Below are 23,032 nucleotides of genomic sequence, written 5' to 3' on the forward strand. Positions count from 1 at the left end.
TCAACCGAGAGATTTGGCGACCAAAAGTGATAGGGCAACCGGTCAGTAGACCGGCTTCTGCGGTTCCACGTCGCGCACCCAGGCCAGGATTCCGCCGTCGAGATGGCTGACCCGCTGGTAGCCTGCCTTCCGCGCAGCCTCCAGAACGTTGGCTGACCGCGTGCCCGCCTTGCAGTGGAACACAATGTCCTTGTCCTGCGGAAGTTCCGCCCAGGCCTCCCCCGCAAGGATCCTGCCCTGCGGGATCAGCACCGAGCCGTCGATGCTCACGATGTCGTGTTCGCCGGTTTCCCTGACGTCCACCAGCTCGAAGTCCTTCAGGCCTGCCTTCCGGGACGCCAGCATGGTGGCCAGCTGGGTTGCCGTCACTGTGTGCTCCGTGTCGGCGAAGGCGGCGGGGGTGATGCCGCAGAAGGCTTCGTAGTCCGTCAGTTCCGTAATGGGCTCGGCCGCCGGGTCCTTGGACACCCGGATCTCGCGCCAGCTGCCGCCCAGCGCATCAAACAGTGCCACCCTGCCCAGGAGTGAACGTCCGACGCCGGTGATCAGCTTCACTGCCTCGGTCACCATAAGTGAACCCACAGCCGCACAGAGCATGCCGAAGACGCCGCCCTCGCCGCAGGAGGGCACGGATCCGGCGGGCGGGGCCTCGGGGTATAGGTCCCGGTAGGTGGGTCCGTGCTTTTCCCAGAACACGCTGACCTGGCCGTCGAAACGGAAGATCGATCCCCACACATAGGGCTTGCCGAGGATGGCGGCGGCGTCGTTGACCAGGTAGCGGGTGGCGAAGTTGTCCGCCCCGTCCAGGATCAGATCGTAGTCCGCGAACAGCTCCAGTGCGTTGGAGGCATCCAGCCGGACGTTGTGCAGCCGAACGTCCACCAGCGGGTTCAGGGCCGCGATGGCGTCCCGCGCGGATTCGATCTTGGGCCGTCCTACGTCGGCGACGCCGTGGATCACCTGGCGTTGCAGGTTGCTGAGGTCAACGGAGTCGTCGTCGATGATTCCCAGGGTCCCCACGCCCGCTGCCGCCAAGTAGAGCAGGGCGGGCGAGCCCAGTCCCCCGGCACCGATAACAAGTACCCTGGCGTTCTTCAGCCGCCGCTGCCCCACCGCTCCGATTTCGGGAATGATGAGGTGCCTCGAGTAGCGTTCCACCTCGGCCGGCGTCAGTTCGCCGGCGGGCTCCACCAGCGGGTTAAGCGAGACAGAGGAATCATTTGCGGTCAAAGTCGAAGCCATACTTCAATGTATGCCCCGAGATGCCGCCCGGTCATATTACCGCGCAGTATTGTGTAGGTAACGGCAAGCGAAAGTAGGGCAACTGTGGTCCATGAAGCACGGGCTGACCGGGCGTCCGGCGGCGAACCGGCAGCACCTCAACGGACCGCGGGCCAGAGGTCCGCCCGGCTTCCCCGGGATGAGCGCCGGGCGCAGCTCCTCGCTGCGGCGCAGGAGGTTTTCGTCGCCAACGGCTACCATGGCGCCGCCATGGATGAAATCGCCGAAACGGCCCATGTCAGCAAACCGGTGCTGTACCAGCACTTCCCGTCCAAACGGGAGCTGTATCTTGCCCTGCTGGACAGCCATCTCGCGTCGCTGACGGACCTGATGCTTGGTGCGTTGAGCTCCACTACCGACAATGACGAACGTGTCCAGGCGGTGATGCGCGCCTACTACCGCTTCATCGCCAGCGACGACCAAGCCCACCGCCTGGTCTTCGAATCGGACCTCATTAACGATCCCGATGTCAGTTCACGCCTCGAGACATTCAACAAGACGTTCGCGGACGCTGTTGCCCGCGTGATTGCCGAGGACACCAAGCTGCCCCACCTGGAGGCGCAGCTTCTGGGCCGTGGCCTGGCCGGAATGGCCCAGGTCAGCGCGCGTTACTGGCTGGAAACGGACGGGAACCTGGACCTCGATGTGGCCAGCGACCTCATTTACCGTTTAGCTTGGCGCGGAATCTCGCGCTTCCCCAAAGAGTCCTAGACTACAAATAAGAGAACCCAAGAAACTTTGATTGGCTGGGAGGCCCCCTTTTGGAAATTAAGATCGGCATTCAGAACATTGGCCGCGAAATCGTATTGGAATCGGCTCAGGATGCTGACGCTGTAGCTACGGTCGTTGAAGAAGCCATCACCAAGGGCACCGAACTCCGCCTCAAGGACGACAAGGGACGCATCATCATCGTTCCCGGCAACGCCCTGGGCTACGTGGAAATCGGCGCCGAAGAGGCACGCAAGGTCGGTTTCGGCCAGTTCTAGCACGTCCGCGGCCAGCCCCCTATGGCGGCTGGCCGCTGCTTTCCGAGGAGATTCCATGCTTTCGCTGACCATCGTTGTCCTGGTCACTGCGGCCGCAGGCTTTGTTGTCTGGGCCAATGACAAGCGCCATACGCGGTACGGCACAGGGTTGCCCGCAGGGGTTGCCGTGGTGGTGGGCGCGGTCAGCTGGATCATTTTCATCGCCGCAGGTTTTGGCTACCAGCCGGGCCTGACGTGGATTCCCTGGGTCCTGCCCATGGCGCTCGGCACCGTCGCTGCCATCGGGACGGTCATCTACCTGGGCCGGACGCGCGAAAGCCACGATACGCGGCGGCTGACGCAGGCGCTCAAGCTTTAGGCCGCACCTTTTTCCTTAAGAACCCGTGACCACCACCCCAGCAGGGTGCGTGGTCACGGTCCTTTAACCCGGCGGCTTAACCCACGGGCTGGGCTGTGGCGCCGAGCCGAACGGCAGCAGCACTCACGGCCGCGGCAGCAGCGGCATCCCGCTCAGTGACCTCGCCTCCGGCGTCATGGGACGTGTAGCGCAGATGCACCCTGTTGTAGCGCCAGTCAAGGTCCGGGTGGTGGTTCTGTTCTTCCGCCAGGCGTCCGACGGCGGCAATCAGCTCCAGTGCGGCGGCCGCCGTCGGCGTCTTATAGACAGCAACGAGCCCGCCCTGCCGGTACTGCCAGTCGGGCAGCGTGGCGAGGACGGCCTCGATCCGCTCGCGTGTGAGTGTGTCGTGCTTGCCGGCCATGGCGGCCTCCTCGGCTCGAACGGTGAGCCGCCCCGGCGTTTGGCCGAGGGCGCCGGGCCTGGAGAAAGCGGCCTAGAGAAACTCTGCCCGGCCTTCCATGGCCGATGACGCCAGGGCGTGCTCGCGGCGCGGAATCCTGCCGGCCGCTTTCGCCAGCCTACCGGCGATGACGGCGTGTTTGAAGGCCTCCCCCATGAGTGCCGGGTTCTGCGCCCGCGTGACCGCGGTGGCCAGCAGCACGGCGTCACAGCCAAGCTCCATGGCCAGGGCGGCGTCGGACGCCGTTCCGATGCCGGCGTCCAGCACCACGGGCACCGAGGCGCGCGAGACGATCAGCTCGATGTTGTGTGGATTCAGGATTCCCAGGCCGGTGCCGATGGGCGCTCCGAGGGGCATGACCGCGGTGGCACCCAGGTTTTCCAGCCGCAGCGCCAGGACCGGGTCATCGTTGGTGTAGGCGAACACTTTGAAGCCCCGGTTCACAAGCTGTTCCGTGGCGTCCACCAGCTCCACGGCGTCCGGCAGCAGGGTCTGTTCGTCGGCGATGACTTCCAGCTTGAGCCAGTCGGTTTCCAGCGCTTCGCGGGCCAGCTCCGCCGTCATGACCGCCTCCCGGGCGGTGAAGCAGCCTGCGGTGTTGGGCAGGATCCGGATCCCGTGGTCCACCAGGAGCTGGAAAAGGGACCCCGATTCAGCCGGCGAATAGCGGCGCATGGCCACTGTGGTCAGCTCGGTTCCAGAGGCCAGCAGGGCGGCGCCGAGCCCGTCGAGGCTGGGGGCGCCACCGGTGCCCATGATGAGGCGGGAGCCGAGCTCGACGCCGTCGATCACCAGCCTGTCGGCGGCCTCTGGCAGGTTCTGTGTGCTGATGTTGCTGGTTACTGTCATGGTGTCAGCCTCCCTGGACTGCTGTGACCAGTTCGACGTCGTCACCTTCGGCGAGCGCCGTGACGAACCACTGGCTGCGGGGTACTACTTCGGAGTTATGGGCGACGGCGACGCCGAGTTTCTGCCCGTCTGTTGACTGGCCGTTGGCCGCGAGGGGACGGCCAGTGATCTGGCTGATGAGGGTGGTGATGGAGGCGTCGTCCGCCACGGAATGGCGCGAGCCGTTGAGGGTGATGTTCATGCTGATTCCTTCTGTGGGTCGAGGGCCTTCGTGCTGCTGATGTCCTTGCGCGGGGCCTGTATGCCGGCTACGTGGTGCGTTCCTGAAAAGCGGGCCGGGCTGAGGGCCCCCCATCGCGGGTCCGTCCGGCCATCCAGCAGGTCCCGGCAGATGGCCGCCGCCGCCGGGGCCAGGAGCACTCCGTGGCGGAAGAATCCGGTGGCAACCATCAGCCCGGCAATGTCCGCTGTGTTACCCGTCCTTGGTGCGGAAGACGGTACCCGGCCGAGGAGAGGAGCGTTGTCCGGGGTCGCAGGCCTTGCCCGCGCTGTGCATTCCAGGAGTTCAAGCTCCGAGACGGCCGGCACCAGGACCTGGGCGTCCCGCAGCAACTGGTAGACGCCGCCCGCCGAGACAGCGGCGTCGCCCGTCCCGGCGAGCGCGTCTTCCCGCTGCGTAGCCCCGATCACCACCGTGCCGTCCTGCCGGGGAACGATGTAGACCGGCACACCATGGACCATTCCGCGGACCGTGGAGGTGAGGAGCGGGCGCAGGTGCTGCGGAACAGCCAGCCGCAGGATGTCACCATAGACGGGCCGCAGGGGCAGGTGCAGTCCAACCGGCAGGCCCTCCAGCGTCCCTGCCTGCAATCCGTTGGCCACGATGGTCTCCCTGGCTTGGACAGTTCCGCCGTGGGCGAGCCTCACGCCGATGACGCGGCCGTCCTCCCAGAGCAGGGCAGTGGCACGTTGGTCAACGGCGAATCCCGCGCGGGCGCCTGCCACGGCCGTTCCTGCTCCCGGTTCGTGGATGGCCAGGACTTCCTGGAGGCACGCCACGAGTTTCCGTGGATCCACCTGGTGGTCGGCGGGGATGTCCAAGGCGCAGGATATGGCCGGGCTGAGCAGGGATTCCCTGGTCCTGGCCTCACGGACAGTCAGGGGTTCCACCACCAGGCCGCTGGCCTGCTGCACGGCCCGGAGGTCCATCAGCGCCCGGCGGTCCGCAGCGTCCGCGCCGATGGCGAGGGTCGGCGTCGTCAGATATCCGGTATCGCCAGCCCCGGCCAGGGCGAGGTCCGCCGCAAAGGCAGGCCACAGGCCCGAGGATGCCAGCATCAGCTCAAGGAGGTCTTCCTCCTGGTAGTGCAGTTCGCTCACAGGGGCCAGCATGCCGGCGGCTGCCCAGCTGGCGCCGTTGCCGGGCGCTTCATCGATCAGCACGACGGAACGGCCGGATCGCCGGACTTCCCAGGCTATGGCGTGGCCGATGACTCCGCCGCCGATGACGGCCACGTCGGCGTGCAGGGCGGTGGCCGGGCTGGCTGGTGCGGGCTCAGGTGGGCTGCTTATCGCGGGGGGCATATGTTCCTTCCCTACGCCGGTACTAGCCGGATCAGGTCAAGCGGTCGGCTCTGACGCCCTCTCAGCCCGGCCGCTTTGTGACGGCTGCATCGGGCTCCCGCAGTACCCGCCCAGTTTAGGGGACTTAGGCTGGTTTCCATGAACGCGCAATCCTTCGCCGCTGCAGGCACGCCCTCCGCCCCCTCCGCCGCTCCCGAATCCTTGACCGGAACAGACTCCGCCGGCGGCACAAACACCGGCCTCCCGCACAGCGCCAGGCTGTACCTGTGCACCGACGCGCGCCGGGACCGCGGGGACTTTGGCGAGTTTGTGGACGCGGCGTTTGCCGGCGGCGTGGACATCATCCAGCTCCGGGACAAGGCCATCGAGGCAGCCGAGGAGTTGGAGCTGCTGGCCGTGCTTCAGGCCGCGGCCGAACGCCACGGAAAGCTGTGGGCAGTCAATGACCGTGCCGATATCGCGTTGCTCTCCGGCGCCCCCGTCTTCCACATCGGGCAGAAGGATCTGCCGGTCGCTTCCGCCCGCACGCTGCTCGGGGCACCAGCCGTGATCGGCCTTTCCACGCACAGCGCCGAGCAGATCGAAGGGGCCATCCGGCTGTCCGGTGGGCTGACTGACCAAGGCGGCCTGGACTACTTCTGCGTAGGACCGGTCTGGGCCACTCCGACGAAACCGGGCCGGGCCGCCGTCGGCCTTGACCTGGTGCGGTACGCGGCCGAAGCCGTCCGCGCTGCCGGTGGCACCCAGGCCACGCTGCCCTGGTTTGCTATCGGAGGCATCGATCTCGGCAACGTGGAGCAGGTGGTGGAGGCCGGCGCCGGCAGGATTGTTGTGGTGCGTGCCATCACCGAAGCCTCGGACCCCGCAGCGGCGGCCGTGGCACTCCTGGCGGCCCTGGACGCCGGCGCATCCTGACAATCCCCCGCGTGGCGGGCGGCGGGCGTGCACGATCCGTGGAAATCGAGCTAACCTGATTTTCGTGTCACATCATAGGTTGGCCCCCAATGTCCACGAGCAAACGAACGACCTCGCGGCGGCGCTGAGCGCCCTGCGGACCGAGCTGGAACTGCCGGGGCCCTACCCGGCGGAGGCGGTCCGGGACGCGGAAGCGGCAGTGGCCGCGCACGAGTTGCCGGGTGCTGACCTGACGGATGTGGCCTTCCTCACTATCGATCCGGCGTCGTCCACTGACCTGGACCAGGCGCTGTTCATCGAGCGTGCGGCCGCTGGCTACCGGGTGCTTTACGCCATCGCTGACGTGCCGTCCTTTGTCCGCCCCGGCGGCGGACTGGACGCCGAGACCCGGCGCCGCGGCCAGACGTTCTACGCCCCTGACGGCCGTATCCCGCTGCACCCGGAAGTCATCAGCGAAGGGGCAGGCAGCCTTCTGGCCGGCCAGCTGTGTTCCGCCTACGTCTGGGAGTTCGGGCTGGACGACGCCGCGCAGGTCTCCACTGTGAGCGTCCAGAGGGCCACCATCCGCAGCCGGGCCAAGCTGAGCTACAAGGGAGTCCAGGCCGAATTCGACGCCGGGACGGCCGGCCCTGTCCTGCAGCTCCTGAAGGAAGTGGGCCTCAAGCGCGTTGAACTGGAGCGGCAGCGCGGCGGCGCCAGCCTGAACATGCCCGAGCAGGAAATCGTGCAGCTGCCCGACGGCGGCTACCGGATTGCCGCGGCGCCGCAGCTTCCGGTGGAGGACTGGAACGCCCAGATCTCCCTGATGACGGGGATGGCGGCGGCAGACCTGATGCTGGCGGGAGAAGTGGGCATCCTGCGCACCATGCCCGCCCCGGACGAGCGCTCCCTGCGTCACTTCCGCATCCAGACTGAGGCATTGGGCAAGCCGTGGGACGGCAAGATCAGCTACGGCGAATACCTCCGCAGCCTTGACCCGACCGAGCCCCGGCAACTGGCCATCCTGCACTCAGCCGGCATGCTGTTCCGCGGCGCCAGCTACACGGCGTTCGACGGCACAGTCCCGAAAGAGGCCATCCAGTCCGCCATCGGCGCTGCCTATGCCCACACCACGGCACCGCTCCGGCGTCTGATCGACCGTTTTGTCCTGGTGATCTGCGAAGCCCTGAGCAACGGCAAGCCGGTACCGGACTGGGCGCGGGAAGCCCTGCCGTCCCTGCCGGAGATCATGGCCGGATCCGACCAGCTGGCATCTCGGATGGAACGCATGGCGCTGGACACCGTGGAGGCCGCGCTCCTGGTCAACCATGTGGGCCAGGAATTCGATGCGATCGTGATTTCCGGCTCCAAGCCGCAGAAGGACAACGGCAACGGGAAAAGCGGGAACGGCACCAGGAACGGAGCCGCAAAAAATGGAAACGTCCCCTCGGGGATCATCCAGATCGCCGAACCCGCCGTGACGGCCCGGTGCGGCGGTGACCTGGAATCCGGCACCAAGGTGCGGGTCCGCCTGATCTCTTCCGACATCGCTGCCCGCGAGGTCCACTTCGAGCTGCTGGCCTAAAGGTTTTGCGCGCCGCCTGATCGGCCCAAAGCCGGGATTCAGGGTCCGTACGGCTAGACTGAAGAAGTAGATATGGATGCCCGGTCGTTGATTTCCTTGATTTGAATTCAACAAGCCCGCCCCTACGCGATCTTGAGATGCACCCGTTGGTCACCAGTGCCAGCATTTTGATAGCCCGCGATCGGCTTCCACTGGATTTGCTTGCGCGCTTCGAGCGTGCTCCGGAACGGCCACGTTGGCCGGCCCGTTGAGCAGGCAGCGCCAATGCCCAAATGAATAAGGAAACTCCCCTGTGAGTGAATTGCATACCCACCAGATCCTGACTGACGACTCCGGCATCGAGACGATCGAACCAGAAGAAACCATCATCTCGGACGAGAAGCCGCACGAGATCGAGGAGAAATCCTTCGCTGACTACAACGTCCGCGCCGACATCGTGGAGTCCCTCGCCGACGCCGGGATCACCCACCCCTTCCCCATCCAGGCCATGACCCTGCCGGTGGCGCTTTCGGGCCACGACATCATCGGGCAGGCCAAGACCGGCACCGGCAAGACCCTCGGCTTCGGCATTCCCGCGCTGCAGCGCGTGGTGGGTCCGGACGACGCCGGCTACGACAGGCTCGCCGTTCCGGGTGCACCGCAGGCCCTGGTCATCGTGCCCACCCGCGAGCTGGCCGTCCAGGTGGCCAATGATCTCCAGAACGCTTCCCGCAAGCGGAACGCCCGCATCACCACCATCTACGGCGGCCGTGCCTACGAGCCCCAGGTGGAGGCCCTGCAGAACGGCGTCGAGGTAGTTGTCGGTACTCCCGGCCGCCTCATCGACCTCTACAAGCAGAAGCACCTGGTCCTGAAGAACGTCAAGATGGTCATCCTCGACGAGGCCGATGAAATGCTGGACCTCGGCTTCCTGCCGGACGTGGAAACCCTCATCGCCGGTACCCCCGCAGTCCGCCAGACCCTGCTGTTCTCTGCCACCATGCCCGGCCCGGTCATCGCCATGGCCCGCCGCTACATGACGCAGCCCACCCACATCCGGGCCGCTGATCCGGACGACGAGGGCCTCACCAAGCGCGACATCCGCCAGCTCATCTACCGTGCCCACAGCATGGACAAGATCGAGGTCGTTGCCCGCATCCTGCAGGCACGCGGCCGCGGCCGGACCATCATCTTCACCAAAACCAAGCGCACCGCCGCGAAGGTTGCCGAGGAGCTCGTGGACCGCGGCTTCGCCGCCGCCGCCATCCACGGTGACCTGGGCCAGGGCGCCCGTGAGCAGGCGCTCCGCGCCTTCCGCAACAACAAGGTGGACGTCCTGGTGGCCACCGACGTCGCCGCCCGCGGCATCGACGTCGACGACGTCACGCACGTCATCAACTACCAGTGCGTTGAAGATGAAAAGATCTACCTGCACCGGGTGGGCCGCACCGGCCGCGCGGGCAACAAGGGCACAGCAGTGACGTTCGTCGACTGGGACGACATGCCGCGCTGGGGCCTGATCAACAAGGCGCTGGGACTCAGCGTCCCGGAGCCCGTGGAAACGTACTCCTCCTCGCCGCACCTGTACGAAGAGCTGGACATCCCGGAAGGCACCAAGGGCCGCCTCCCCCGCAACAAGCGTGTGCTGGCCGGCGTCGACGCCGAGGTCCTCGAGGACCTGGGCGAGACCGGCAAGAAGAACACCCGTCCCAGCGGTGGCCGTGACAGCGGGCGCGACAGCAGCCGCGACGCCGGCCGCTCCGGTGCTCGCGACAGCAGCAGCCGCCGCACCAGCGAGCCCGGCGGACGCTCCGGCGACCGCCGTCGTCGTACCTCTGATGCGGCGACCGCCGGCACCAGCCCCGCCCCCGAACCGGTTGCTGCGGCCCCGGCCGAAGGCGAAGTGGACCCCCGTGCCCGCCGCAGCCGGACCCGCACCCGCCGCCGCAACGGCGAAGTGGTGGCCGGTGCCGACAACGGCCCGCAGCAGCGCAGCACCGAGGCATAACAGCCTCGATGACTGACACCGTCTGGGCGCCGGACGGCAGCAACCTGGTGGTTCACGCGGACAACGCGGAGTTCCTCCCCTCGCTGCCGGACGGCGCCTTCACCTTGATATACGTTGACCCGCCGTTCAACACCGGCAGGGTCCAGAAGCGCCAGGAAACCCGGATGGTGCTGAACACCGACGGTGACGGCGACCGCGTGGGCTTCAAGGGGCGTTCCTACGACACCATCAAGGGCGCCCTGCACCGGTACGATGACGCCTTCAGTGACTACTGGTCATTCCTGGAACCCCGGCTCGTGGAGGCCTGGCGGCTGCTGGCTGACGACGGCACGCTGTACCTCCACCTGGATTACCGGGAGGTCCATTACGCCAAGGTGATGCTTGACGCGATCTTCGGCCGGGAATGCTTCCTCAACGAGATCATCTGGGCCTACGACTACGGTGCCCGCGCCAAGTACCGCTGGCCCACCAAGCACGACAACATCCTCGTGTACGTCAAGAACCCGGCGAAATACCACTTCGACAACGCCGAGGTGGACCGCGAGCCGTACATGGCGCCGGGCCTGGTGACACCGGCGAAGCGGGAGCTCGGGAAGCTGCCCACCGACGTCTGGTGGCACACCATCGTCTCCCCAACAGGCAAGGAAAAAACCGGCTACCCCACGCAGAAGCCCGAGGGCCTCATCCGCCGTGTGGTGTCGGCGTCAAGCCGACCCGGTGACTGGTGCCTGGACTTCTTCGCCGGTTCCGGAACCCTGGGCGCCGTGGCGGCCAAACTGGACCGGAAGTTCGTGTGTGTGGACCAGAACCAGCCGGCCATCGATGTGATGGCCAAGAGGTTGGGTGCCAAGGCCGAGTTCACCTCGTTCCCCTAGTCCGAGTAGCAGCAGGTGTCGTTTGAGCGTCCACAACGACGCCTGCTGCGACCTATAAGTGTCAGGGGCAGCCCTCGCCCAACTGGATGCCATGGTCGGTCTGCCGATGCATGAGCACCGATCCGTGGGAATCGCAGATGGCGTTGACCAACAGGGCATAGCCCTCGCCGTTCTGGAAGTTACCCTTCTGGCCGATGGGCGCCGTTGGGTCAAGCTCCCTGAGCGATCCCGGCGGGACAAATGCCCAGACTTCAGCAGCTCCGGGGAAGACACTCGGGAGCCAAGCCCAGTTTCCGTTAATAACAGGTCCCTCGGTACAGTCGGCGCCACAGGCAGCGGGCGGCCGGCTGACGTTAACACAGTCCAGCGCGTTGGCTGCCGTGGGAACAAACACAAAGGCGGCAGCAAGGCCAGCCGCGGCCAGGGATTTCTTGAACATGAATTCTCTCCGTCACTCGTTGGGCACTGCGTTGGACGAGACCTTCAATGGCGCGGCGTTCACCGCTCCCCAGTAAGCGCTAGGGTACTCAGCGTCGACGGTTAGTCAATACGCCGTAGTAAGCTACTGCGCCGCACGCACCACAGCGGTTCCGCTGCCGAGTTCCTCGATCCGCGCCAACACGTCCGCGGTGGTCAGGTTTTCTCCCAGCAGGTTCGGTTTGCCCGCTCCGTGGTAATCCGACGAGCCGGTGATCAGCAGCCCGTGCTTGGCTGCCAGGCCCCTGAGGAATTCCCGCCCCTCCTCGGGGTTGTCGCGGTGGTCGATCTCCAGGCCGACCAGGCCGGCGTCGATCATGTCGAGGTAGGTGCGCTCCCCCACGATCCGGCCCCGGCCAGACGCCACAGGATGCGCGAACACGGGAACACCACCAGCGGCACGGACCAGTTCGACGGCGGTGGCGGGGTCGGGTGCGTAGTGCTGGACAAAGTAGCGCGAATGGGACGTCAGGATGGACGTGAACGCCTCCGAGCGGTCTGCCACCACACCGGCCGCCACCAGGGCATCAGCAATATGCGGGCGCCCCATGGTCGCCCCGGGAGCCACATGGTGGATGACGTCGTCCCACGTCAGCGGGTAGTCTTCGGCCAGCAGGGTCACCATGCGTTCGGCCCGAGTGAGCCGCGCGTCCTTGGCCTTGGTGATCTCTTCAAGCAGCCCAGGGTGGGCGGGATCGTGCAGGTAACTCAGCAGATGCACACTGATGCCTTGCGCGGTCCGGCAGGAGACCTCCATGCCGGGGACCAGGGCCACCCCGTTTTCCAGCGCCGCAAAGGATGCTTCGGCCCAGCCGTCCGTGGAGTCGTGATCGGTCAGCGCCACCACGTCCAGGCCCGCCCGGGCAGCCGAAGCCATCACGTCGGCGGGGGTTTCGGTGCCGTCCGAAACGTTCGAGTGGGCATGCAGGTCAATCCTCACTTGCCCAGCCTAGTTGACCGCGTCCGCGCCGGTATTGGCCCCCGGCTCGGTGCTGGTGAGACGATGGTGCCGTGAACGATGCCGAAAACACCCCGACCTCTGTCTCCCAGCCCCTCGACGAGCGCGTCAACAACCGCTCTCAGCGGCCCAGTTCCGCTGCTTTCAAGGCCTTTATGGCCAGTAACTGGGCGCCGTCCGGGCAGCACGTGCCGGCGCTCGACGCCGTGGCCAACTACGCCGCGGCCCGGCGCAAGGCCATCTCAGAGAAGTTCAAAGGCGAACGCCTGGTCATCCCCGCCGGTCCGCTGAAGGTCCGCTCCAACGACTGCGACTACCGGTTCCGTCCGCATTCCGGCTTCGCGCATCTCACCGGGCTGGGCCTGGATCATGAGCCGGACGCCGTGCTCATTCTGGAACCGGCCGGTGAAGGAAAGGGCGACGGCGGCAGTCACCACCGTGCCACGCTGTACTTCCGTCCGCTGGCCGGCCGGGATACAGAACAGTTCTACGCTGACTCCCGTTCCGGCGAGTTCTGGATCGGTGCACGGCCCACCCTGGCCGAGTTCGAAGCGCGCCTGGGCCTGGCCACCGCCCACATCGATGGACTTGAATCCGCGATCACCAAGAATGTGGGTGCCCCGGAGATCGGCGGCATCTCCATCCGGCTGGTGCGCAAGGTGGACGAGAACATCGACGCCCTGGTGGATACTGCCCGGTACAACACTGCCAAAGACCCGGACAACCTGGACCTGGGTGTCCTGGATGCACTGGATGAAAAGCTTTCCGAAGCCCTGTCTGAACTCCGCCTCTTGAAGGATGAGTGGGAAATCGAACAGATGATGACTGCAGTAGCTGCGACTGTCGAGGGCTTCGTGGAGGTAGTCAAGGCCCTGCCCCGCGCCCTGACCCATGCACGCGGCGAGCGCGTGGTGGAAGGCGCGTTCTTTGCCCGTGCCCGCGAGGCAGGCAATGAGCTGGGCTACGACACCATCGCCGCCGCCGGCAACAACGCCACAGTCCTGCACTGGACGCGGAACACCGGCAGGATCAACGCCGGCGAACTGCTGCTGCTGGACGCCGGCGTTGAAGCGGACTCGCTCTACACCGCCGACGTCACCCGGACCCTGCCTGTCAACGGCACGTTCACCGCAGTCCAGCGCAAGGTCTACGAGGCAGTCCTGGACGCTGCCGACGCCGGATTCGCCGCTGCCCAGCCAGGTGCCAAGTTCCGGGACATCCACACCGCGGCCACCAATGTGTTGGCGGAACGTCTAGCCGAGTGGGGGCTGCTCCCGGTAAGTGTCGAGGAGGCCGTCAGCACGGAAGGCCAGCAGCACCGCCGCTGGATGCCGCACGGCACCAGCCACCACCTTGGCCTGGATGTCCACGACTGCGCCCAGGCAAAGCGCGAACTGTACCTCGACGGCATCCTGACGGAGGGCATGGTCTTCACCATCGAACCCGGCCTGTACTTCAAGAACGAGGACCTGGCCATCCCGGCGGAGTACCGCGGCATCGGGGTGCGGATCGAGGACGACATCCTCATGACGGCCGATGGTCCGGTGAACCTCAGCGCCGCGCTGCCGCGCAAGGCTGACGACGTCGAGTCCTGGATGGCAGGCATCTACCAGGAGCTGGACGGCGGCTTGGCAAGCGGAGACTTCCGCTAGGAGTCTTTGCGTCCAGCGCATCCCGGCAGCGATGCGCTGGACGACCATACCCCTTGGTGAAACTCTCATAACAGTTTTTGGCAATCGCTTGCCAAAAGTTGGCGTTGATGAATACGCTAGCCGCAGAGAATGAAAATCGTAGACTGAGTTTTAGTCTCGGGTCTCTGCCGCAATGTATGTCTTCAAAGGAGAAGTCTCATGGGTATGTCCAAACCGCGTCGCCTCGGCACTATTGCCGCAGCGGCCCTTTCCGTCCTGATGCTTGCCGCATGCGGCGGATCGGGCGGCACAGGCGGTACCACCTCCGGCGCCTCGGGCGGCAAGGTGGACGGCACCGGAAAAAAACTCAGCGTCCTGATGAACGTCACCGCGCAGTACCCCCAGGAACAGCAGGCCTGGTTCAAGGAAATGAGCGCCAAGTTCAAGGCGGAAACCGGAGCCGAGATCCAGTGGGAGACGTTCGCCAGCGCCAATGACGAGATGACCCGGATCCAGACGTCCGTCGTCTCGGGCCAAGGACCTGACGTTTACGGACTCGGCACCACGTTCACCCCCACGGCTTACTCCACCGGGGCGTTTGTGAAACTCGGTGACAACGAATGGAACCAGCTCGGCGGCAAGGACAAGTTCGTTCCCGCGGCGCTCGGCATTTCCGGGCCGGACGAGGGCAACCAAATCGGCATTCCGTTCGTGAGCCGGCCGTTCGTGATGGCCTACAACACTGAACTGCTGGCAGCTGCAGGCATCGACAAGCCCGCCACCACCTGGGATGAATTCACCGAGCAGGCAAAGAAGCTCACCAAGGGTGACCAGTACGGTGTTGCCGTGGCCTACAAGGACAACTTCGACCCCTGGAAGTACATCTGGGGCATGTCCATCCAGGCCGGCAACCCCATCATCGACGGCAGCAAGGTCCGTCTCGATGACCCCATCACCAAGAAGGCCTACGAGACCTACTTCGGCTGGGTGACCAAGGACAAGGTGGTTGACCCCTCCGCTGTTGGGTGGGCCAATCCGCAGGCCCTGGCCGCCTTCGCAGCCGGCAAGGCAGCGTACTTCCCCATGACGTCGCCGCTGTCCATCCCCGCACTGGACGCCTCGGCCGTCAAGGGCAAGTACAAGTACGCCCTGATGCCCACGGTTCCCCCGGGCGAGACCTCCAACCCTTCGGGCGGTAAGCCTGCCGCCAGCATCCTCTCCGGTGACAACCTCGTGGTCGCCGACTACTCGAAGCAGAAGGACCTCGCCTTCGCGTTCATCAAGATGATCACCGACAAGGACGTCCAGCTCAACTACTTCAAGGTATTCGGCCAACTGCCCGCCAACCAGGAAGCCGCGAAGGAGCTCGCAACCAACGAAGTGATTGCACCTGCCCTCGAATCGGGTGCCAAGTCCGTGGCAACGCCCTTCAGCGGTGCATGGGGCGATGTCCAGCTGTCGCTGACCAACGTGGTTGTCCAGTCCATTCCGGATCTTTCCTCCGGCGCAGTCAGCGAATCCAACCTGTCCCAGCGGCTCAAGGACGAACAGGCGAAATCGCAGACTGCACTGGACCGGGCCAAGAAGTAGGACCGACCCACCAACTGCGGAAGGTTACGAAAAATGGCTAGCAGCGTTACCGAGCCCCGGCCGTCGGACAGCAGTCCCGCGGCCGGGGCGGCCGCCGAACCCGGCGAAACCACACCCCCCGGGAAGCGCCGCAAGGGGCTGAGCGAGAAGAACCGGCCCCTGTGGCTCCTGATTCCCGGCGGGCTGCTGATGACGATCGTCATCCTCGTCCCCCTGGCCATGGGCATCTGGATGTCGCTGATCGATCTGGACCAGTACACCCTTCGCCAATGGGTCAGTGCCGAATTCATCGGCATCCAGAACTACATTGAAGCGGCGCTCAGCAGTGAGTTGCTCCGCTCCATCTGGCTGTCTGTTTCCTTCGCGGTGATCTCCACGGTGGTGACCATTCCGCTTGGTGTGGCCGCCGCCGTCGTCACCCAGAACGCCTACCGGGGCCGTGCCGTCGTGCGTTCCATCTTCCTGATCCCCTATGTCCTGCCGTCGTTTGTGGTGGCCAGCGTGTGGCGGACCATGCTGCAGCCGGACGGCATCGTGAACGTGACGCTGACCAACATGGGAATGGACGGCGGGCTGTGGCTTAACGGCCCAAACGCGTACTGGACGCTGGTGTGGGTGGAGATATGGGCGGCCTGGCCGTTCATCTACCTGCTGGCGCTGTCCGGCCTGCAGGCGGTGGACCACGAGGTCCACGAGGCGTCCGCCCTTGATGGGGCACTGTGGTGGAATAAGCTGCGCTACGTGATCTTCCCTTACCTGAAGGGACCGGTTTCGCTCGCCTTCCTGCTTGCCACCCTGAACCACATCAACAACTTCACCCTCCCCTATGTCCTGTTTGGTGCGCCGGCGCCGTCGGATGTGAATGTGCTGCCGATCCTGGTGTACGTCACCAGCTTCCAGAGCTTCCGGTTTGGCCTCAGCGCCGCCATGGCGGTCGTTTCGTTGATCCTGATCGCCATTCCGCTCTTCATCTATCTGCGCGCAGTCCGGCTTGATGTGCACGAAGGAGGAAAGAAATGACCATCGACACGGCAAACCCGATCGAGCAGCAGAAGAAGCAGCCCATCCGGCGTGACGCAGCCCTGGAGGTCACACGCCTCATGCCGAGGCCGCTGCTGGCCATCCTCACGGTCCTGCTCTGCGCCCTGGTCCTCGTTCCCATCGTGTACATCTTCCTGGCCTCGCTGAACACGGATGTGGGAGTCGCCAGCGGCGAGTTCTGGCCGAGCAGCTTCTCCTTGGACAGCTACACCAAAATCTGGGATTCCGTGGGTCTGGCGAAAGCCATCGGCAACAGCCTGATCGTTTCCGGGGCCACGGCCATTGTCTCCGCGATCATGGCCATTGGCACGGCGTACGTGCTGGTGCGGTTTGAGTTCGTCGGGCGCCTGACGGTGCTGCGCGGGCTGCTGGGTCTCCAGTCCGTCCCGGGCACCCTGATGCTACTGCCGGTCTTTGTGCTCTTCTCCTCGGCCGGAACTTACTTGGGTGTGACCGTTATCGGCACGCTCTGGGGCCTGTTTATCGCCTACCTGACGTTCGCCCTGCCGTTCTCAACCTGGGTGATGGTCACGTACCTCCGCGGCCTGCCGCGGGAATTGGAGGAAGCGGCGCGCATCGATGGCGCTTCCAACCTCGGGATCCTGTTCCGGATCATCATTCCGCTCAGCTGGCCCGGGATCATCGTTTCGGCGATTTTTGCCTTCCTGCTGGGCTGGAATGACGTGCTTTTCGCGTCGGTGTTCACACGGCCGGACACGCACACTGCCGCAGTTGCGCTGCAGGTCTTCGCGTCCGCGGTTGAGGGTGGCGCAATCCCCGTGTACTCCCAGCTGATGGCGGCCTCACTGGTCTGTGCCGTCCCTGTGGTGGTCCTGTACTTCATGTTCCAGAAGTACCTCGTGGGCGGCCTGACCGCCGGCGGCGTCAAGTAAGGCCGCTTCGAACAACAAACAACTCCGCCCGGTACAGCCGTTGCTGTTCCGGGCGGAGTTGTTTGTTTATTGCGGCCTTGTTCCTCGGGCCGTGGGTCAATCTGGCCTCCGGCGACGCCGCTTAGGGTGTGGATTCGCCGGAGTCCTTGGAGGAGTCAGGCTGGGAGTGCGCCCGGGACCCATCTGTCGCGGGCTGCTCTGACCCGGCCTGTCCCTGTTCCGTGCCACGCTGGCCTGTGGTGGCCTGGTCTGAGACACGGACGCCGTACTGCGGCCGGCCGTCAGGGAGGTCCGGGTAGCGGACGGCGGCAGCGGGAGCCTTCGCCGGCTGGGCCGCTGCCTCCGGCTGGGTGACCTGGTCCGGGCCGGTGGCCTGGCCCACGCCTTGGGCTGTCCCTTGGCCCGAAGTTCCGGCACCCTGCTGTCCGTAGGGGTCATTCCAACTGGCAGGGCGTGCGGGTGCCGGACCAGGCTGATTGCCCGGCTGGCCCGGCTCGCCGCGGTGCTGACCCTGGTGACCCGTTTGGCCGTACTGCTGGTTCTGGTAGCCCTGGGGATTGTATGGGCCGGCTGCTGCGTCCGAGCGGGTCATGGGCAGTTGCTGGAGCAGCCGGCGCGCATCATGGGCAGCTTCCACCGACACCACAACGTCGTAGCTGGTGGCCACCACCTGGCTTGTTGAGGTGAAATCCCGCTTTCCGCGCTGCATGGCATACGTGACGATGCCGAACAGCATAAAGAAGGCAGCCCCCATCAGCACAGACGCCAGGATAGAGAAGTAGCCGGGCGATGGTGCGAAGAAGGAAAGCATGACGCCAACGAAGAGTCCGAACCACATACCGCTGAGCGCCCCGGAGAGAGCCACCCGGGGGTAGCTGAGGCGGCCAGTCACCCGCTCAACCATCTTCAGTTCGTTGCCCACGATGGAAACCATCTGGACCGGGAACTGCTGGTCGGCGAGGTAGTCCACCGCCTTCTGGGCATCCAAGTAAGAGGTGTACGAGCCTACGGTGTCACCGGTGGGCACCGTGCGGGCGTCGTCGGGCCCACTGGGGCCACCGGCCTTGGGAGCACCAAAAATGTTTGACATACATCCATTCTTGCCCATCAGCATGTATGCCGCCTGTAAATTCAGCTAAAAGAGAGCAGACTCGGTAGCCTGTAGACGTGAGTACAAATCTTTCGCGCGTCTTCGTGGCCCGCCTGCTGGGTCTTGACGTCTTCGACCCCTTGGGCGACCGCCTGGGCAGGTTGCGCGATGTGGTGGTGCTCTCGCGCGGCAGCCGCGGCGCCCCGCACGTGGTGGGCATCGTCGTCGAAGTTCCCGGTAAAAAGCGCGTCTTTGTGCCGATGACACGCATTACCTCCATCGACCAGACACAGATCATCTGCACGGGTCTGGTCAACCTCCGGCGCTTTGAGCAGCGCGGCGCGGAGACGCTGGTGGTCGCGGAAATGTTCGACCGCCGCGTGACGCTCCGTGACGGCAGCGGCGACGCCACCATCGAGGACATCGCCATGGACCAGCACCGGTCCCACGACTGGTTCGTGAGCAAGCTGTTCGTCCGCCGCGGCCACTCCCTGTCCCCGCTCAGCCGGCTCCGCCGGAACGAGACCATGATCATCGACTGGGCCGACGCCCTCCAAGGTGCCCGCACCGAACCCCAGGCAGCCACTCAGTTCGTGGCCAACCACGAGGACCTCAAACCTGCTGACTTCGCCGAGGCGCTGCAGGAAATGAGCGACAAACGCCGCTTCGAAGTGGCCAGCGAACTCCAGGATGAACGCCTGGCCGATGTGCTGCAGGAAATGCCCGAAGACGACCAGGTGGAGATTCTCTCCGCCCTCGACGTCGAGCGCGCGGCGGACGTCCTGGAGGAAATGGACCCCGACGACGCCGCCGACCTCCTCGCCGAGCTTCCTTCTGCACAGGCGGAGGAGCTTCTCCGCCTCATGGAACCCGAAGGCGCCGAGGACGTCAGGCGGCTCCTCGAATACGACGAGGACACGGCCGGTGGCCTGATGACGCCTGTTCCGGTGATCCTCCCCCCGGAGGCAACTGTCGCCGAGGCACTGGCCCACGTCCGCCGTGAGGAACTCTCCCCCGCCCTCGCCTCGTCCATCTTCATCACCCGGCCCCCATTGGAAACTCCCACGGGACGGTTCCTGGGCGTTGTGCACATCCAGCAGCTGCTCCGCTATCCGCCGCCGGAACCCCTGGGCAACCTCGTGGACAAGAACCTTGAGCCGGTCTCCGACCAGGCCCACATCAGCGAGGTGGCGCGCACGCTCGCCACCTACAACCTGAACTGTCTTCCCGTGGTCAATGACGCAGGCCGGCTCGTGGGGGCGGTGACTGTTGATGACGTTTTGGATCATCTGTTGCCGGATGACTGGCGCGCCTATGATGGCGAAGCCCCGGTAAGGAAACTGGGAGGCCGCATTGGCTGACACCGGCGCCCCCAAGAATCCCAACAAGAAGGCAGCGGCCAAGGGCGGACTCGACACACCCCTGAGTGGCCGCCAGCGCATCCTGCCGAAGTTCTCACCCGACCCGGATGCATTCGGCCATGCGACGGAAGGCTTCGCCCGGTTTATGGGCACGCCGCAGTTCCTGGTCTACATGACGGTCTTCGTCGTCATCTGGCTGGCCTGGAATACGTGGGCACCGGCGGAGTGGCAGTTCGATTCGCGCCTCCTGGGCTACACCCTCCTGACACTCATGCTTTCGCTGCAGGCCTCCTACGCGGCCCCGCTGCTGCTGCTGGCCCAGAACCGGCAGGACGACCGGGACAGGGTCTCCCTCCAGCAGGACCGCCAACAGGCGGCACGCAACCTGGCCGACACCGAGTACCTCACGCGGGAGCTGGCGTCCCTGAGGATTGCGCTGCGCGAGGTTGCCACCCGCGACTACGTCCGGGCCGAACTACGGACACTCCTCGAGGACATGCTGGAAGCGCAGGAGGAACTGCGGACCCACGATCCCGCCGGATCCGGCAGCCACGAGTCCCCGCGTGAGAAGGTCAAGGAAAAGCTGAAGGAAAAGCGCGACAAACAGCGGAACCCCCGCACGCAGCAGATTCCGAAGGTCAAACCCAGCCATGTCGCCAACGACACTGTTGCCAAAGACGCCGTCACCAAGGACGCCGTCGCCAAGGACGCCGTCGCTACCGACCCCGCAATCCAGGACCCGGCCGTCCCCAAGCACATCCCCACCACCGAAAGCTGAGCCCCGCCCGCATGAGCGCCTCCCTGGAGCAGGCAGTCCACGCTGCGCTGGCCACCGTGATCGATCCTGAGCTCCGCCGTCCCATCACGGAACTGGGCATGGTGGAGTCCGTGGATGTCGCTGCGGACGGCCGGGTCAGGCTGGCTGTCCTGCTGACCATCGCGGGCTGCCCCCTGCGCGGGACCATTACCGCAGACTCCGAGAAGGCGCTGTCCGCAGTCCCGGGCGTGACCGCCGTCGAGGTTGAACTGAAAGTGATGAACCAGGCCCAGCGGGACGCCCTGAAGGAACAGCTCCGCGGCGCCTCCGGGCAGCGCGGGATTCCGTTCAACGAGCCGGGGTCCCTGACCAAGGTGTTCGCGGTGGCAAGCGGCAAGGGTGGTGTGGGCAAGTCATCGCTGACCGTCAACCTTGCCTGCGCCCTGGCCGCCCAGGGCCTCCGTGTGGGCATTGTGGACGCCGACGTCCATGGCTTCTCGGTTCCGGCCCTGATGGGCATCACGCAGGCGCCCACCCGGGTGGACGACATGATCCTGCCCCCGGTGGCCTACGGCGTAAAAGTGATTTCCATCGGTATGTTCGTCGCCGGAAACCAGCCGGTTGCCTGGCGCGGGCCGATGCTCCACCGGGCCCTGGAACAGTTCCTGACGGACGTCTACTTCGGCGACCTCGACGCCCTGTTCCTCGACCTGCCGCCCGGCACCGGTGACATCGCGATTTCGGTGGCCCAGTTGCTGCCGAAGGCTGAGATCCTGGTGGTCACCACACCCCAGGCCGCAGCTGCCGACGTCGCCGAGCGCGCCGGTGCCATTGCCACCCAGACAGGTCAGACGGTGGCCGGCGTCATCGAGAACATGTCATACCTGGAAATGCCCGACGGCGGGAGGATGGAGCTGTTCGGAAGCGGCGGTGGGGCGGTCCTCGCCGAACGGCTCACAACGACGGTGGGCACCGATGTGCCGCTCCTGGGACAGATTCCGCTAGACATCCTGCTGCGGGAAGGCGGCGACGCCGGCACGCCCATCGTGCTTGGCCGGCCAGACACTCCGGCGGCCATTGCTTTGACCGGCATCGCCGGAAAACTTGCTGCCAGGCCCAGGGGCCTGACGGGGATGAAACTGGGCCTGCAGCCGCGTTAACGCAACGCTGCCCACCAGAGGCAGCGGGGGCCTAGTGTCCTGCGCCTGAAATTCGTCTCCTAATTGTAAAATGTGGCATGGCGAATGTTGGGCGGCCAAAGGCCGTGTTGGAGTTGTCGGACGAGGAACGTGAAACGCTGGAGCGGTGGTCGCGGCGGCGTAAGTCCTCCCAGGCCTTGGCGATGCGTTCCAGGATCGTACTGGCCTGCGCTGACGGGTTGACGAATCTGGCCGCGGCGGCGCGGTGCGGGGTTGATTCCCATACCGTGGCCAAGTGGCGGCGCCGTTTCCTGGAACGGCGACTGGATGGGCTGATGGACGAGCCGCGGCCCGGCCGTCCAGCCAGCATCACCACCGATCAGGTCGAAGACGTGATCGTCGCGACCTTGGAATCGACGCCGAAGAATGCGACCCACTGGTCGCGGGCAAAGATGGCCGAACGGTCCGGGCTATCGAGATCAACGATCGGCCGGATTTGGAAGGCGTTCGAACTCAAGCCGCACCGCGCCGACGGCTTCAAACTCTCCAACGACCCACAGTTCGTCGAGAAGGTCTACGACGTGGTCGGCCTGTATCTGAATCCACCCGAATCGGCGGTGGTGCTCAGCGTTGACGAAAAGTCCCAAGTCCAGGCCCTGGCCCGGTCCCAGCCGGCATTTCCGATGATGCCGGGCATGCCTGAGAAACGGACCCACGACTACGTCCGGCACGGGACCACCACCCTGTTCGCGGCGCTGAACACCGCGGACGGCTCCGTGATCTCCAGCCTGCACCGCAAGCACCGCGCCACAGAGTTCCGCAGTTTCCTGATCAAGATCGACTCCCAGGTCCCGGCGGACCTGGACGTGCACCTGATCTGCGATAACTATCAAACCCACAAGACGCCGACCGTCAAAGCCTGGCTGGAAAAGCACCCCCGCTTCCATATGCATTTCACCCCGACCTACTCGTCCTGGATCAACCAGGTCGAACGGTTCTTCGGCTTCGTCACCGAGGACCTCCTGCGGCGCAGCGACCACCGCAGCGTCCAGGCCCTCGAGGCCGACCTCCGCAGCTGGGTCAAAGCATGGAACGATAACCCCACCCCATTTATCTGGACCAAAACCGCAGAGCAGATCCTCGAATCACTCGGCAGACTTTTGAAGCGAACTTCAGGCGCAGGACACTAGGTAACTGCGGGCGACCTTACGCCACCCCCTGCGAGCACGAACACGCCTGCATCCGATGCCCCCT

At 65.3% G+C, this 23,032-nt stretch carries 23 protein-coding genes and 1 riboswitch; of the genes, 15 read left to right on the forward strand and 8 right to left on the reverse strand.

The genetic code is table 11. The features are described from left to right. Nucleotides 1-42 precede the first annotated feature (42 nt). Nucleotides 43-1,242 carry a molybdopterin-synthase adenylyltransferase MoeB gene (moeB, locus tag V6M49_RS07655; RefSeq protein ID WP_332760747.1) on the reverse strand — a complete coding sequence of 400 codons (1,200 nt, stop codon included), beginning with the start codon at nt 1,240-1,242 and terminating at the stop codon, nt 43-45. A gap of 84 nt (nt 1,243-1,326) precedes the next feature. Here moeB and V6M49_RS07660 point away from each other — a divergent pair, with 84 nt between their 5' ends. The 3 genes from V6M49_RS07660 to V6M49_RS07670 are packed head-to-tail and all read left to right on the forward strand — an operon-like array spanning nt 1,327 to nt 2,625. Beyond that, on the forward strand, nt 1,327-1,992 hold the full coding sequence (locus V6M49_RS07660) for a TetR/AcrR family transcriptional regulator (RefSeq protein ID WP_056343929.1): 666 nt from the start codon (nt 1,327-1,329) through the stop codon (nt 1,990-1,992). A gap of 50 nt (nt 1,993-2,042) precedes the next feature. Further along, nucleotides 2,043-2,267 (forward strand): DUF3107 domain-containing protein, encoded by a 225-nt coding sequence (locus V6M49_RS07665; protein ID WP_056343932.1) that lies wholly within the window; start codon nt 2,043-2,045, stop codon nt 2,265-2,267. A gap of 55 nt (nt 2,268-2,322) precedes the next feature. Further along, on the forward strand, nt 2,323-2,625 hold the full coding sequence (locus V6M49_RS07670) for a hypothetical protein (RefSeq protein ID WP_104062155.1): 303 nt from the start codon (nt 2,323-2,325) through the stop codon (nt 2,623-2,625). Nucleotides 2,626-2,701: 76 nt separating this feature from the next. Here V6M49_RS07670 and V6M49_RS07675 read toward each other — a convergent pair whose 3' ends face one another. From V6M49_RS07675 to thiO, 4 genes are all read right to left on the reverse strand, one after another. Beyond that, entirely contained in the window at nt 2,702-3,028 is a 327-nt protein-coding gene (locus V6M49_RS07675) for a 4a-hydroxytetrahydrobiopterin dehydratase (RefSeq protein ID WP_141141079.1), read from the reverse strand. A gap of 72 nt (nt 3,029-3,100) precedes the next feature. Continuing rightward, entirely contained in the window at nt 3,101-3,916 is an 816-nt protein-coding gene (locus tag V6M49_RS07680; protein ID WP_141141080.1) for a thiazole synthase, read from the reverse strand. A gap of 4 nt (nt 3,917-3,920) precedes the next feature. Continuing rightward, complete coding sequence (gene thiS / locus V6M49_RS07685; RefSeq protein WP_104062152.1) at nt 3,921-4,157, reverse strand: sulfur carrier protein ThiS; 237 nt, start codon at nt 4,155-4,157, stop codon at nt 3,921-3,923. Continuing rightward, nucleotides 4,154-5,500 carry a glycine oxidase ThiO gene (gene thiO / locus V6M49_RS07690; RefSeq protein WP_332760748.1) on the reverse strand — a complete coding sequence of 449 codons (1,347 nt, stop codon included), beginning with the start codon at nt 5,498-5,500 and terminating at the stop codon, nt 4,154-4,156. Before thiO ends, thiS begins: the two co-directional genes overlap by 4 nt. Then, nucleotides 5,491-5,611, reverse strand: a riboswitch (TPP riboswitch). (Overlaps the previous gene by 10 nt.) Nucleotides 5,612-5,638: 27 nt before the next feature. On the opposite strand from thiO, the gene thiE reads away from it, so the two are divergent. The 4 genes from thiE (at nt 5,639) to V6M49_RS07710 (ending at nt 10,841) form a co-directional block, all read left to right on the forward strand. Then, complete coding sequence (gene thiE, locus V6M49_RS07695; RefSeq protein ID WP_141141082.1) at nt 5,639-6,415, forward strand: thiamine phosphate synthase; 777 nt, start codon at nt 5,639-5,641, stop codon at nt 6,413-6,415. A gap of 64 nt (nt 6,416-6,479) precedes the next feature. Then, the gene (locus V6M49_RS07700; protein WP_332760749.1) at nt 6,480-7,979 is read left to right on the forward strand and encodes an RNB domain-containing ribonuclease; all 1,500 of its coding nucleotides are present in this window, start codon (nt 6,480-6,482) and stop codon (nt 7,977-7,979) included. A gap of 292 nt (nt 7,980-8,271) precedes the next feature. Continuing rightward, the gene (locus V6M49_RS07705; RefSeq protein ID WP_332760750.1) at nt 8,272-9,966 is read left to right on the forward strand and encodes a DEAD/DEAH box helicase; all 1,695 of its coding nucleotides are present in this window, start codon (nt 8,272-8,274) and stop codon (nt 9,964-9,966) included. 8 nt (nt 9,967-9,974) lie between these two features. Continuing rightward, nucleotides 9,975-10,841 (forward strand): DNA-methyltransferase, encoded by an 867-nt coding sequence (locus tag V6M49_RS07710; protein ID WP_332760751.1) that lies wholly within the window; start codon nt 9,975-9,977, stop codon nt 10,839-10,841. A gap of 61 nt (nt 10,842-10,902) precedes the next feature. On the opposite strand, the gene V6M49_RS07715 is transcribed toward V6M49_RS07710, so the two are convergent. Continuing rightward, nucleotides 10,903-11,280 carry a hypothetical protein gene (locus V6M49_RS07715; protein ID WP_332760752.1) on the reverse strand — a complete coding sequence of 126 codons (378 nt, stop codon included), beginning with the start codon at nt 11,278-11,280 and terminating at the stop codon, nt 10,903-10,905. A gap of 123 nt (nt 11,281-11,403) precedes the next feature. After that, nucleotides 11,404-12,258 carry a PHP domain-containing protein gene (locus V6M49_RS07720; RefSeq protein WP_332760753.1) on the reverse strand — a complete coding sequence of 285 codons (855 nt, stop codon included), beginning with the start codon at nt 12,256-12,258 and terminating at the stop codon, nt 11,404-11,406. Between the two features lie 71 nt (nt 12,259-12,329). Between V6M49_RS07720 and V6M49_RS07725 the strand changes: the two genes are divergently transcribed. The 4 genes from V6M49_RS07725 (at nt 12,330) to V6M49_RS07740 (ending at nt 17,431) form a co-directional block, all read left to right on the forward strand. Beyond that, entirely contained in the window at nt 12,330-13,928 is a 1,599-nt protein-coding gene (locus tag V6M49_RS07725; RefSeq protein WP_332760754.1) for an aminopeptidase P family protein, read from the forward strand. Between the two features lie 204 nt (nt 13,929-14,132). After that, on the forward strand, nt 14,133-15,497 hold the full coding sequence (locus V6M49_RS07730; RefSeq protein WP_332760762.1) for an ABC transporter substrate-binding protein: 1,365 nt from the start codon (nt 14,133-14,135) through the stop codon (nt 15,495-15,497). A gap of 33 nt (nt 15,498-15,530) precedes the next feature. Beyond that, nucleotides 15,531-16,517, forward strand: coding sequence for a carbohydrate ABC transporter permease (locus V6M49_RS07735; RefSeq protein ID WP_252598294.1), 987 nt, complete (start codon nt 15,531-15,533; stop codon nt 16,515-16,517). A gap of 80 nt (nt 16,518-16,597) precedes the next feature. Next, the gene (locus V6M49_RS07740) at nt 16,598-17,431 is read left to right on the forward strand and encodes a carbohydrate ABC transporter permease (RefSeq protein ID WP_246848819.1); all 834 of its coding nucleotides are present in this window, start codon (nt 16,598-16,600) and stop codon (nt 17,429-17,431) included. 121 nt (nt 17,432-17,552) lie between these two features. Here V6M49_RS07740 and V6M49_RS07745 read toward each other — a convergent pair whose 3' ends face one another. Beyond that, entirely contained in the window at nt 17,553-18,521 is a 969-nt protein-coding gene (locus V6M49_RS07745; RefSeq protein WP_332760755.1) for a general stress protein, read from the reverse strand. Nucleotides 18,522-18,598: 77 nt separating this feature from the next. Between V6M49_RS07745 and V6M49_RS07750 the strand changes: the two genes are divergently transcribed. The 4 genes from V6M49_RS07750 to V6M49_RS07765 all read left to right on the forward strand — a co-directional run bounded on the left by V6M49_RS07750 (nt 18,599) and on the right by V6M49_RS07765 (nt 22,968). Further along, nucleotides 18,599-19,882: a magnesium transporter MgtE N-terminal domain-containing protein gene (locus V6M49_RS07750; protein WP_332760756.1), complete on the forward strand. Its 1,284-nt coding sequence runs from the start codon at nt 18,599-18,601 to the stop codon at nt 19,880-19,882. Further along, nucleotides 19,875-20,660, forward strand: a complete 786-nt coding sequence (locus V6M49_RS07755) for a DUF1003 domain-containing protein (protein ID WP_332760757.1) — start codon at nt 19,875-19,877, stop codon at nt 20,658-20,660. Before V6M49_RS07750 ends, V6M49_RS07755 begins: the two co-directional genes overlap by 8 nt. Before the next feature lie 11 nt (nt 20,661-20,671). Then, entirely contained in the window at nt 20,672-21,799 is a 1,128-nt protein-coding gene (locus tag V6M49_RS07760) for an Mrp/NBP35 family ATP-binding protein (protein ID WP_332760758.1), read from the forward strand. Between the two features lie 77 nt (nt 21,800-21,876). Continuing rightward, nucleotides 21,877-22,968, forward strand: coding sequence for an IS630 family transposase (locus V6M49_RS07765; RefSeq protein WP_332760759.1), 1,092 nt, complete (start codon nt 21,877-21,879; stop codon nt 22,966-22,968). Nucleotides 22,969-23,032 lie beyond the last annotated feature (64 nt).

Source organism: Pseudarthrobacter sp., from assembly GCF_036675385.1.
Taxonomy (GTDB): Bacteria; Actinomycetota; Actinomycetes; order Actinomycetales; family Micrococcaceae; genus Arthrobacter.

Bases quoted from the DNA above. Each gene is read 5' to 3' on its own strand.
- moeB (WP_332760747.1), bottom strand. From the start codon at position 1,242: ATGGCTTCGACTTTGACCGCAAATGATTCCTCTGTCTCGCTTAACCCG.
- V6M49_RS07670 (WP_104062155.1), top strand. From the start codon at position 2,323: ATGCTTTCGCTGACCATCGTTGTCCTGGTCACTGCGGCCGCAGGCTTT.
- V6M49_RS07675 (WP_141141079.1), bottom strand. From the start codon at position 3,028: ATGGCCGGCAAGCACGACACACTCACACGCGAGCGGATCGAGGCCGTC.
- V6M49_RS07680 (WP_141141080.1), bottom strand. From the start codon at position 3,916: ATGACAGTAACCAGCAACATCAGCACACAGAACCTGCCAGAGGCCGCC.
- thiS (WP_104062152.1), bottom strand. From the start codon at position 4,157: ATGAACATCACCCTCAACGGCTCGCGCCATTCCGTGGCGGACGACGCC.
- thiO (WP_332760748.1), bottom strand. From the start codon at position 5,500: ATGCCCCCCGCGATAAGCAGCCCACCTGAGCCCGCACCAGCCAGCCCG.
- thiE (WP_141141082.1), top strand. From the start codon at position 5,639: ATGAACGCGCAATCCTTCGCCGCTGCAGGCACGCCCTCCGCCCCCTCC.
- V6M49_RS07710 (WP_332760751.1), top strand. From the start codon at position 9,975: ATGACTGACACCGTCTGGGCGCCGGACGGCAGCAACCTGGTGGTTCAC.
- V6M49_RS07715 (WP_332760752.1), bottom strand. From the start codon at position 11,280: ATGTTCAAGAAATCCCTGGCCGCGGCTGGCCTTGCTGCCGCCTTTGTG.
- V6M49_RS07730 (WP_332760762.1), top strand. From the start codon at position 14,133: ATGTCCAAACCGCGTCGCCTCGGCACTATTGCCGCAGCGGCCCTTTCC.
- V6M49_RS07735 (WP_252598294.1), top strand. From the start codon at position 15,531: ATGGCTAGCAGCGTTACCGAGCCCCGGCCGTCGGACAGCAGTCCCGCG.
- V6M49_RS07740 (WP_246848819.1), top strand. From the start codon at position 16,598: ATGCCGAGGCCGCTGCTGGCCATCCTCACGGTCCTGCTCTGCGCCCTG.
- V6M49_RS07745 (WP_332760755.1), bottom strand. From the start codon at position 18,521: ATGTCAAACATTTTTGGTGCTCCCAAGGCCGGTGGCCCCAGTGGGCCC.
- V6M49_RS07760 (WP_332760758.1), top strand. From the start codon at position 20,672: ATGAGCGCCTCCCTGGAGCAGGCAGTCCACGCTGCGCTGGCCACCGTG.
- V6M49_RS07765 (WP_332760759.1), top strand. From the start codon at position 21,877: ATGGCGAATGTTGGGCGGCCAAAGGCCGTGTTGGAGTTGTCGGACGAG.